General features: G+C 70.5%; 9 protein-coding genes and 2 pseudogenes. 5 read left to right on the forward strand and 6 right to left on the reverse strand.

Going from position 1 to position 9,875, the window contains the following annotated elements:
• Positions 1 to 94: 94 nt before the first annotated feature.
• A pseudogene (locus AB0958_RS42880) lies at positions 95 to 253 on the reverse strand (PEP/pyruvate-binding domain-containing protein); the annotation flags it as partial.
• Between the two features lie 149 nt (positions 254 to 402).
• Positions 403 to 648 carry a hypothetical protein gene (locus tag AB0958_RS42885; RefSeq protein WP_366895924.1) on the reverse strand — a complete coding sequence of 82 codons (246 nt, stop codon included), beginning with the start codon at positions 646 to 648 and terminating at the stop codon, positions 403 to 405.
• Between the two features lie 121 nt (positions 649 to 769).
• On the opposite strand from AB0958_RS42885, the gene AB0958_RS42890 reads away from it, so the two are divergent.
• The 3 genes from AB0958_RS42890 to AB0958_RS42900 all read left to right on the forward strand — a co-directional run bounded on the left by AB0958_RS42890 (position 770) and on the right by AB0958_RS42900 (position 5,179).
• Entirely contained in the window at positions 770 to 1,603 is an 834-nt protein-coding gene (locus AB0958_RS42890; RefSeq protein ID WP_366895916.1) for a 3-hydroxybutyrate dehydrogenase, read from the forward strand.
• A gap of 69 nt (positions 1,604 to 1,672) precedes the next feature.
• On the forward strand, positions 1,673 to 3,070 hold the full coding sequence (locus AB0958_RS42895; protein WP_366895917.1) for an MFS transporter: 1,398 nt from the start codon (positions 1,673 to 1,675) through the stop codon (positions 3,068 to 3,070).
• 138 nt (positions 3,071 to 3,208) lie between these two features.
• On the forward strand, positions 3,209 to 5,179 hold the full coding sequence (locus AB0958_RS42900) for a helix-turn-helix domain-containing protein (protein ID WP_366895918.1): 1,971 nt from the start codon (positions 3,209 to 3,211) through the stop codon (positions 5,177 to 5,179).
• A gap of 211 nt (positions 5,180 to 5,390) precedes the next feature.
• On the opposite strand, the gene AB0958_RS42905 is transcribed toward AB0958_RS42900, so the two are convergent.
• Both AB0958_RS42905 and AB0958_RS42910 read right to left on the reverse strand, forming a co-directional pair.
• A complete protein-coding gene (locus AB0958_RS42905; RefSeq protein WP_366895919.1) occupies positions 5,391 to 6,593 on the reverse strand; it encodes a PP2C family protein-serine/threonine phosphatase in 1,203 nt (400 codons plus the stop codon).
• Between the two features lie 96 nt (positions 6,594 to 6,689).
• Positions 6,690 to 7,247 (reverse strand): hypothetical protein, encoded by a 558-nt coding sequence (locus AB0958_RS42910; protein WP_366895920.1) that lies wholly within the window; start codon positions 7,245 to 7,247, stop codon positions 6,690 to 6,692.
• A 118-nt stretch (positions 7,248 to 7,365) separates the two neighbouring features.
• Between AB0958_RS42910 and AB0958_RS42915 the strand changes: the two genes are divergently transcribed.
• Positions 7,366 to 8,079 (forward strand): TetR/AcrR family transcriptional regulator, encoded by a 714-nt coding sequence (locus AB0958_RS42915; protein WP_366895921.1) that lies wholly within the window; start codon positions 7,366 to 7,368, stop codon positions 8,077 to 8,079.
• 102 nt (positions 8,080 to 8,181) lie between these two features.
• Here AB0958_RS42915 and AB0958_RS42920 read toward each other — a convergent pair whose 3' ends face one another.
• Complete coding sequence (locus tag AB0958_RS42920) at positions 8,182 to 8,460, reverse strand: GlsB/YeaQ/YmgE family stress response membrane protein (RefSeq protein WP_366895922.1); 279 nt, start codon at positions 8,458 to 8,460, stop codon at positions 8,182 to 8,184.
• A 327-nt stretch (positions 8,461 to 8,787) separates the two neighbouring features.
• On the opposite strand from AB0958_RS42920, the pseudogene AB0958_RS42925 reads away from it, so the two are divergent.
• Positions 8,788 to 8,951: pseudogene (locus AB0958_RS42925) on the forward strand (ISL3 family transposase); the annotation flags it as partial.
• Between the two features lie 32 nt (positions 8,952 to 8,983).
• On the opposite strand, the gene AB0958_RS42930 reads toward AB0958_RS42925, so the two are convergent.
• Entirely contained in the window at positions 8,984 to 9,625 is a 642-nt protein-coding gene (locus tag AB0958_RS42930) for a hypothetical protein (RefSeq protein ID WP_366895923.1), read from the reverse strand.
• Positions 9,626 to 9,875: the final 250 nt, after the last annotated feature.

Here is a 9,875-nt window from a genome sequence, read left to right on the forward strand (position 1 = left end):
TCCTGCTGGCAGCCTTCAACCTGCACAAGATCGCTGATCCTCAGCAGTGTCCCTCGTCAGGCTCGCTTCTCGGCGCAGGATCAAAAACACCTACTGAGGTGAGGAAAGCGCGGCAGGCGTCCGTGGTGACGGTGAATCCCGGCGGTACCGGCAGGCCGAGCCGGGTCATCTCGGCCAGGTTCGCGCCCTTGCCCCCCAACAGGTCCGCCATCTCACGGCGGCCCTCGTGGAAGTCGTACACGTAACGGACCATGACGTGGCCCTCCTCGGCTCGCCTTCAGCATCGGACGGGGCAGGCCCTGCCGGGCAGGTGCTGTCCGTCCCCGCCACAGGGCCGAACGGCCCCGGCGCGGGGGCCGGCGGACTGCTGGCCGTCCGAGGAGCCGGGGGTCTCGTGCCTGTTCAGCAGCCGGAGTCGGCGATCACGAAGTAACCCGCGGAGGTCTTCTTCAGGGTGTGGGTGACGGCGACGTCGTACAGGCCCATGTTCTGTTCGCGCTCGGGTCGCGCCCGGCGGATCGGGCCGGTCGGCGGTACTCGACCGGACCCGGCCCGCTGTCGTACCGGCTTGCTGGAAGCGGACCGTACGACCGGCGGCCGACCGGCGACTTGTGAGGGGGCCCGGGACTGCGGAGCCGGGCAGGGCACGCGCACCCATAGTGTCGGCGATGCCGCTCTGACACGTGGTGGTGGGGGCCATCCCGGCGGGCGAAAATGTGTGGGCGACCCACATGTCTCACCACGTGGCTCCTCCCTACCGTGTTCGGCCATGGACAGCACCAAGGGCCCCCAGGAGGGCTCGCACCAGCATCCCGGCCCCGCCCCTGGCCCCGGTACCGGGCCCGGTCTGGCCTCGAGCCGGTTTCTCGCCGGCCGCAAGGTCCTGGTCACCGGTGCGGCCAGCGGGATCGGCCGGGCCTGCGCCGAGGGTTTCGCCGCGGCCGGCGCCGAGGTCTACGTGGTGGACCGGGCCGCCGAGGCCGCCAAGGAGGTGGCCTCGGCGATCGACGGTGTCGCCGTCGTGGCCGACCTCTCCCAGGCCGAGGCGGTGGACGCGCTGCCGGACGACGCCGACATCGTGGTCAACAACGCGGGTCTGCAACACGTCGCCCCCGTCCACGAGTTCCCCCCGGAGCGCTTCACACTGATTCAACGCGTCATGGTGGAGGCTCCGTTCCGTATCCTGCGCCGCACGCTGCCCCACATGTACGAGCACCACTGGGGCAGGGTGGTCAACATCTCCTCGGTGCACGGTCTGCGGGCCAGCGCCTACAAGTCGGCGTACGTCACGGCGAAGCACGCGTTGGAGGGCCTGAGCAAGGTGGTCGCCCTGGAGGGCGCCGCCCATGGCGTGACCAGCAATTGCATCAACCCCGGCTACGTCCGCACGCCGCTGGTCGAGGAGCAGATCGCCCACCAGGCACTCGCGCACGGCATCCCCGCCGTGGAGGTGATGGACCAGGTGTTCCTGGAACGCACCGCGATCAAGCGGCTGATCGAGCCGGCCGAGGTCGCGGAGGCCGCGCTGTGGCTGTGCACCGAGCGCAGCGGCTACCTCACCGGCAGCTCGATCCCCCTGGACGGCGGCTGGACGGCCCACTGAACGCCCTTCGACCGTGTGCCGCCCTTGCCCGGCGCAGCTCCCCCATCCCTTCGAAAAACGGTGACAACCATGCCCAGCGCTCACAACGCCGTGAACGACCCAGGTACCTCCAGAACTCCGAGCGGACTGCGCACGATCGTCGCCGCCAGCCTGATCGGCACGACCATCGAGTGGTACGACTACTTCCTCTACGGCTCGGCCGCCGCCCTGGTCTTCGGCCGCGTCTTCTTCCCCGAGTCGGACCCGCTGACCGGCACCCTGCTGTCCTTCCTCACCTACGCCATCGGCTTCGCCGCCCGTCCGATCGGCGCCGTCGTCTTCGGTCACTTCGGCGACCGGCTCGGCCGTAAGAAGCTGCTGGTGATCAGTCTGCTGATGATGGGGCTGTCCACCGCCCTGATCGGCTGCGTCCCCGGCTACGACACGATCGGTGTCGCCGCTCCCGTGCTGCTGACCGCCCTGCGGCTCGTCCAGGGTTTCGCCCTGGGCGGCGAATGGGGCGGCGCGGTGCTGCTGGTGTCCGAACACGGCGATGCGAAGCGGCGCGGATTCTGGGCGTCCTGGCCGCAGGGCGGCGCACCGGCCGGCAACCTGGTCGCCGTCGGAGTGCTCTCCCTGATGACCACCGTGCTCAGCGACGACGCGTTCACCTCGTGGGGCTGGCGGGTGCCGTTCCTGCTCTCCGCCGTACTGGTCATGATCGGTCTGTGGATCCGGCTGTCCGTCGACGAGTCCCCGTTGTTCAAGGAGGCGCTGGCCAAGGCCGAGCGGCGCAAGGCGGAACAGCGGGCCGAGCGGCTGCCGTTCGTCGCGGTCGTCCGCGACCACTGGCGGGACATCCTGGTCGCGATGGGCGCTCGCATGGCCGAGAACATCTCGTACTACGTCATCACCGCGTTCGTCCTCACCTACTGCGTCGATCACCTGGGCATCGACAAGCAGACGTCGCTGAACGCGGTACTGATCGGCTCCGCCGTGCAGTTCTGCCTCATCCCGTTGTTCGGCGCGCTCTCCGACCGGGTCGGGCGCAAGCCCGTGTACCTCGTGGGTGCGGTCGGCGTGGGCCTGTGGTCGTGGGCCTTCTTCGCCCTGCTCGACACCAGGTCGTTCCCCGCGCTGGTCCTGGCCGTCACAGTGGGGCTCGTCTTCCACAGCGCCATGTACGCGCCCCAGGCGGCCTTCTTCTCCGAGCTGTTCGCCACCCGGATGCGCTACACCGGCGCCTCCATCGGCGCCCAGCTGTCCTCGGTGGCGGCCGGCGCGCCGGCCCCGCTGATCGCGACGGCCCTGCTCGGCTCCTACGGCGACTCCACTCCCATCTCGGTGTACGTGGGACTGGCCGCCCTGATCACCGTGACGGCCGTCGTCGCCTCCCGTGAGACCAGGGGCCGGGACCTGGCCGCGATCGAACCGGACGACTCCGCGAGGAACCCCGGCACGGACCGTCAGACGGCCGCGTCCGCCTGACGGCTGCCGTCGTGCCCTGCCGACGAGGGCCGGGCCCCTCCCCGGCCGGGAGTGGCCCGGCCCTCGTCGGCAGGGCCTGCCCTTCTCGCCCATACGCTGTTCCTGCACGCTCACCGACAACGCAACGGTTGCCCGCCCATGCCGCATGAACCCGCTTCCGCCACCCGTCATCTGCGCCGCCTGCTCGAACTCCTCGCCGCCGGAGCCCCTGCCGAGGACCTCGGTGCCGTCGCGGTCGAGGCCCGCGACAGCGGGGCCGGGGCCGCGGATCTCGCGGAGGTCGAGCGGGCCACCGAGGCGGCGCTGCGCGTGCGGACCACGCTGCGACAGCACCGGCGCCGGGAGGCGGAACTGACCGCGCTCTTCGACACCGCCGGTGACCTCGCGGCGCTGCGCGACCTCGACGCCGTGCTCCGCTCCATCGTCCGGCGCGCCCGGATGCTCCTGGGCACCGACACGGCGTACCTCACGCTGCCCGACGAGGAGGCCGGTGACACCTACATGCGCGTCACCGACGGCTCGGTGTCGGAGCTGTTCCAGAACCTGCGCCTGGAGCTCGGGGAGGGCCTCGGTGGTCTGGTGGCGCAGACCGCGCGCCCCTACGCCTCCCCCGACTACCGCACCGACGACCGCTTCCTGCACACCGGCAGCATCGATGCCGGTGTGCTGGACGAGGGCCTGGTGGCGATTCTCGGCGTGCCGCTGCTGCTGGGGTCGGGAAGCGGCGGCCAGGTCATCGGCGTGCTGTTCGCCGCGGACCGCACGCCCCGCACGTTCGCCCCGGACGAGGTCGCCCTGCTGTGCTCGCTGGCCGACCATGCCGCCATCGCCATCGACACCGCCAAGTCGATGACCGACGCGCGGGTCGCCATGGCCGAACTCGCGGAGGCCAACGCGGTGATCCGTGAGCACTCAGTCGCGATGCAGCGTGCCGAGGAAGCGCATGACCGGCTCACCGATCTGGTGCTGCGCGGCGGCGAACTCCAGGACGTGGCCGCCGCCGTGGCCGGTCTGTTGAAAGGGGACGTCGCGGTCCACGACGGCTCCGGACGGCCGCTCACCTCGGTCGCCGTGCACGGTGGCGGGCGCGCCGGGGAGCCCGGGGACGCCGGTGGCACGGAGGAGGAGGCGGCGGCGCTGGTCACCGCGGCGGAGAGCTCACGCGCGGCCGCCCACGCGGTCTTCCGTGACGGGCGCTGGGTGTGCGCGGTGCTGGCCGGGCAGGAACTGCTGGGCTGCCTGGTGCTGTTCGGGCGGCCGGACCTCGACGGCCCCGACCGGCGTCTGTTCGAACGCAGCAGCGTCGTGACCTCGCTGCTGCTCCTGTTGAGACGTTCGGTCGCGGAGACCGAGAACCGCGTACGCGGCGATCTGATCAGCGATCTGCTCACCGCGCCCGACCGCGACCCGGCCGGCCTGGTGACCCGCGGCCGCCGCCTCGGCTTCGACCTCGACCGCCCTCACCTGGTGCTCGTCGCCCGTACCGGCGACGCCGCCCGCGGACGGCTCGCGGACGCGGCCGTGCAGTACCTGTTCGGGGGCGGCGGCGTCAGCGCCGAGCACGAAGGCGCCGTGGTGCTGCTGCTCCCGTGCGACGGCACCGGTCCCGGGGAGGCGGCCCGCAGCGCGGCCGGGCAGCTCGGCCGGCTGACCGGCGCTCCGGTCACGGTGGCCGGGGCGGGGCCGGCCGCCGGGCCGCGGGCCATCGCCGACGCCCACGCCGAGGCCATGCGCTGCCTGCGGGCCCTGCATGCGCTCGGTCGCGACGGGCACGGCGCGAGCGTCGCCGAACTGGGCTTCCTGGGTGTGCTGTTGGGTGACCTGCACGACGTGGACGGGTTCGTCACCGCCACGTTGGGACCGCTGCTGGACTACGACGCCCGGCGCGGCACCCAACTGGTCAGCACCCTGCGGACCTACTTCGACTGCGGCGGGAGCCTGACCCGGACCAAGGAGGCGCTGCACGTGCACGTGAACACGGTCGTGCAGCGCCTGGACCGGATCCAGGCGCTGCTCGGTCCCGACTGGAACACCCCCGAACAGACGCTGGAACTCCAACTGGCCCTGCGCCTGCACCTGCTGTCGGGCGACCGACGCCCGCAGAAGTGACCATGCAACCATCTGACGGACAGGGTGCGGTCCGGCCGTGCCCACCTCGGCGCCGCCGACCGCGTCGCCGGGATCCACGACGGGGAACTCTGCGTCCCGGCTCAGGCCACCCCTGCGCACCGCCCGGGTGCGAAGGCCGCCCAACGAAAGGAGGCAGCGGTGCCTGACCTCCTGGAAGGGTCTGGGGAGAGACTCTGACCAACGGCCGGGGTCAGGAGTTGGAGCCGCCGTCGGTGTGGCGCTGTCCGGGGCGGCTGCCGTGCCAGTCGAGGACCATGGTGGTGGCATCGTCGCGCAACGATCCTCCGCAGGTCTCGTGCACCGCAGAGGTCAGGGCCCGGACCACTTCACGGGGGTGTTCCTTCCGGGTGGCGCGGATGAGGGCGGGAAGGTCGACGCCGGCAGCGTCGCGTTCCCGCATGCCGTCGGTGAGCAGGATCAGGCGGTCACCCGGCTCCAGGGCAAGCCGCTGCACCTGGTAGGTGACCGGGGCGGGCACGCCGAAGGGCATGTTCACGGTGAGGGGCACCTCCTCCACCCTTTCGCCGCGCAGCCGCAGCGGCCAGGGGTGACCGGCGTTGACCAGCTCACAGGCGCCGTTCTCCAGCTGGATGCGCAAGAGCTGGCCGGTGGTCATGCCGCGACCGTGGCTGGTGATCGCCTGGTGGGCGGCGTTGGCCTGGTCGAGAAGGCCGCGTCCGGCGCGGCGGGCGCCGCGCAGGGCGTTCACGGTCAGTGTGGCCAGCAGCGCGGAGGACGTGTCGTGGCCCATCGCGTCGGTGATCGACAGGTAGAGGGCGTCCTGGTCGAGGGCGTAGTCGTAGGTGTCCCCGCCGATGTCGTCGGCCGGGGCCAGGCCGCCGACCAGGGTGAACTGGGCGGCCTCGCAGCAGGACGCCGTGGGCAGCAGCTGGTGTTGGATCTCCGCGGCCAGGCTCATCGTGGTGGTGCGCCGTCCCCAGTGGTAGAGGTCGGTGAAGCGGCGGTCGGTGACCACTATGTACGCCAGCGCATGTGCTGCCTGTGCCACCGCGTCCCGGACGGGGTCATCGGCTTCGGGCACGGTCAGGTCCAGAACGCCGATGCAGTCACCGCGGTTGGTCACCGGGGCCACCAGCCGCCAGCCGCCCTCTTCGTCCCGCTCCTGGTGCAGACGCTGGGAGCGCAGCACCCGGTCGTGGACACTGCCCGCCAGTTCGAGGGTCTCCGTCCTGCCCCGTGTCTGCGCGACGGTGCCGGCCCTGGGCAGCCGGACGGCTTCCTGCCCGAGCATGTCCACGAGCCAGAACGACACCTCGCTCGCCGAGAACCGCTTCTCCAGGTTCCGGGCCACCACGTCGACCGACTCCACCGGCGCGGCATCCTCCGCCGCCCGCAGCACCTCGTCCAGGCGCAGGCTCTCACCATCCGGCACAGGCACCTCCCAGTCCACCACCTCGGATTCCCGCTGGTGGCCCACGGATGCGTCACCAGCCGGATTCCGGGCGCCGGCCCCCTGACCAGGGGCTGCTCAGTTCCTGGGGGCCGAACGGGGCAGGCGGATCGCGGAGAAGAGGAAGAAGATCCCGCCGAGAGTGGCATAGCCGGCGAGGGCGGTCAGCGAGGGGGCGTCCTGTGTGGCGCTTCGGATGAACGACGCGCCGGCGAGCACGGAGATGCCGCCGCTGAGGATCATGGCCCACTGGCCGCCCATCGGCCGGCGCGCGACGCCCACCAGGAGCTGTACGAGGCCGGAGACGACCGCCCACGCACCCCAGACGCCCAGCACGCCTGCGACGCCCGACGCGCCGGCGACCGCTACGCCGACGGCGGCGAGCGCGCTGACCGCCATGTTGACGTACAGACCCTTGACCGGCCCGGCGGCGCGCGCCGACCTGGCGTCGACGACGGCCGCGGCCACGTCGAAGGCGGGGTAGAGGAACAGCAGCAGCCTGGCAGCGACGGTGAGTTCAGAGCCCTGCGCCCACAGGAGGGCGGCCCACGCGAGGGCGAAGACGAAGCGGACGACGTACAGCCGGCGCAGGGCGGGCACGGCACCGACGGGCTCGGCGGAGACGGTGGACGTCATGGGATTCTCCAGTGGGCTGGACGGGCAGAGAGAACGATCTCTCTTGTCTTTTGTCCGCAGCCTGACACACCCGCTCGGCGAGCACAAGAGAGAGCGTTCTACCCGTTAGGATGGGGACATGACGAGGACGGAAGCCGGCACTGGCACTGGCACTGGCACTGGCACTGGCACTGGCAAGCGAGTCTCCGAGGCGCGGGAACGGCTCCTGAGGACCGCCGGGCAGCTCTTCTACGCGGAGGGCATCCACACGGTGGGCGTCGACCGTCTGGTCGCCGAGTCGAAGGTCACCAACGCCACCTTCTACCGCCACTTCCGCAGCAAAGAGGAGCTTGCGGTCGCCTACATCGGAAGCGTCGACCACGCGATCCGCACACAGATCGACTCCCTGACGGCCGCGGACCTGCCCGCCGACGGCATCCTGCGGGGCATCGGTGCGTCACTGGTCGAACAGATCAGCTCGCGGGGTTACCGCGGATGCGCCTTCCTCAACGCGGCAGCGGAATTCCCCGATCCCGACCACCCGGTCCACCGTGCGGTCGTAGCACACCGCGCGTGGTTCCTTCAGACGATCACCGGACTGTTCGCCGAGATCACGGCCGCAGAGGCCGAGCACGCCGGGCGGCACTTCGTCATGCTCCGTGACGGCGCGATGAGCGCCGGCTACCTCGGCGATCCCGTCCTCGCCGGTGAGACCCTGCTGCGCGGCATCGAGGGACTGCTGCGGATCCACACGGCCCGCGGGCTCGACGAGCGTGCCGCCGCCGGCCCCCGCCAGGCCCCCTCGCCGGCCGCGACGGTCTCCGACATCGAGTGCTCCCCTTACGGTTCTTAGCCGTGGTCGGCACCGGAGAGGTGGCCGTACACGCTGACAGCTCCCACCCTGTGAACCAAGGAGGGAGCTGTTCAGGTCGCGTCGGCGTACGCCTTCGATGGGCTATGCGTGGCGATGCGAGTGCCGGTTGCCGGTGACGAGGCGGTACAGGGCCAGCAGGATGAGGGAGCCGACGATGGCGGCTATCCAGGTGGACAGGTGGAAGAACCCGTCGATGGAGTCGACACCGAAGATCACCTTGCCGAGCCAGCCGCCAAGAAGACCGCCGACGATGCCGATGAGCATGGTGACGATGATGCCGCCCGGGTCCTTGCCCGGCATCAAGGCCTTGGCGATGGCGCCGGCGAGCAGGCCGATGATGATCCACGCGATGATGCCCATGTTGCGTCTCGCTTCCTCGAATAAGGGCTGTGTCAGCTCATCGAGTGCACCGATGACGCCCGAACAAACGTCTCATCCGGGTTACGGCCATCCGTCACGGGTGCTGCCTGGCGGAGACTTGACGCAGGGTTAGTACTTCAGGTGCAGATCGCGATCTTCATCGTTGATGGGCGGCCTGCCGTTCGTAGCACCCAGTGCCCCGAACTCGACGCCCTCACCCGACACGTCCGGTCCTTCGCGAGGATGCTCACCGACCGCCGGGGCCGGCTGCTCCCGGACTGGCTCGACGCCGTCCGACAGGACGACCTGCCCAGCCTCCACACCCTCGCTGCCGGCATCGACCGCGACATCGACGCCGTCACCGCCGGACTGACCCCGCCCTGGAGCTCTGGCGCGGTCGAAGGCATGTCAACCGGATCAAGATGCTCAAGCGCCAGATGTACGGCCGGGCAGTCTTCGGCCTGTTGCGGGAGCGAGTCCTGCTGGCCTGACCGCAGCTTTGTTGCTCAACGAGTGGGTCCGTTCAGCTGATCGCGAGCATCACGGGATCCAGACCCAGCTTGCTCCGGCATGAGCCGACGGCCCGAGCGACCCAGGCAGTCACAGCGTCGCGATCTGGCGCGATCACGTGAAGCTCACGTGCCTTCTCCTGGGCCTGGACCATCCACGGGGCCAGCGGGTCCTCTCGAAGGACTCGTTCGAAGTAATCGCGGGCCGTGGCCGGGTCACCGGTCAGAGCGGCTGCAATCCCGGCGTCGAAGCTGTCCCAGAGGACTCCTCGGCGCACCGGCCTGGAAGTCAGGTACCGGGCTGCCTCCGACAGGGCCGGGAACTTCTCCCTCAGCGCGGTCACGTTCCTGGCCGCCTGCCGGCCGAGTTCGAGTGCCAGCGGCGTGAACTGGTCCTCGGTGCGAAACGGCTGGGGGCCGGTCCGGACTGCGTCCACATGAAAGGCCAGGTGGTCCGCGTCGTGCCACAGCCACATCGCACCGACGTACAGACCGCTGCCGACGGTCCGTGGCGGAGTGAACTCCACAACCCCGAGCCACCACTCGTGATCATCGATCCACAGCCGCGACCGCCCGCGCTGGGCCAGGCCCAGCGGCTTCAGGGACTCCCGCGCTGCCGAGGTGATGATCCGGAGGACCGGACTACGATCTGCCATGACCGGCATTATCGGCCGTCCAACCGACACCCCTGTCGGCTGCTGTGCATGGCGATGTGCCACCACGCCCAGCAACACCGAGCGTCACCGCTCCACAAAAGTTGGGCCAGAGCCGAGAAATGGCGGCAATGTCGGCGGTGAGGGCGTTCGGGTCGACCACGCGGGTGACCAAAGCCTCCGGGGAGTTAGGGCCCTTCTGATGAATCTCCGTGGGAGAAGGAGCGGCGTTCGGTGCGTGCGATCGGCGTGC

This window comes from Streptomyces sp. NPDC006655, from assembly GCF_040703965.1.
Taxonomy (GTDB): domain Bacteria; phylum Actinomycetota; class Actinomycetes; order Streptomycetales; family Streptomycetaceae; genus Streptomyces.

Bases quoted from the DNA above. Each gene is read 5' to 3' on its own strand.
- AB0958_RS42920 (WP_366895922.1), bottom strand. From the start codon at position 8,460: ATGGGCATCATCGCGTGGATCATCATCGGCCTGCTCGCCGGCGCCATC.
- AB0958_RS42915 (WP_366895921.1), top strand. From the start codon at position 7,366: ATGACGAGGACGGAAGCCGGCACTGGCACTGGCACTGGCACTGGCACT.
- AB0958_RS42900 (WP_366895918.1), top strand. From the start codon at position 3,209: ATGCCGCATGAACCCGCTTCCGCCACCCGTCATCTGCGCCGCCTGCTC.
- AB0958_RS42930 (WP_366895923.1), bottom strand. From the start codon at position 9,625: ATGGCAGATCGTAGTCCGGTCCTCCGGATCATCACCTCGGCAGCGCGG.
- AB0958_RS42890 (WP_366895916.1), top strand. From the start codon at position 770: ATGGACAGCACCAAGGGCCCCCAGGAGGGCTCGCACCAGCATCCCGGC.
- AB0958_RS42910 (WP_366895920.1), bottom strand. From the start codon at position 7,247: ATGACGTCCACCGTCTCCGCCGAGCCCGTCGGTGCCGTGCCCGCCCTG.
- AB0958_RS42895 (WP_366895917.1), top strand. From the start codon at position 1,673: ATGCCCAGCGCTCACAACGCCGTGAACGACCCAGGTACCTCCAGAACT.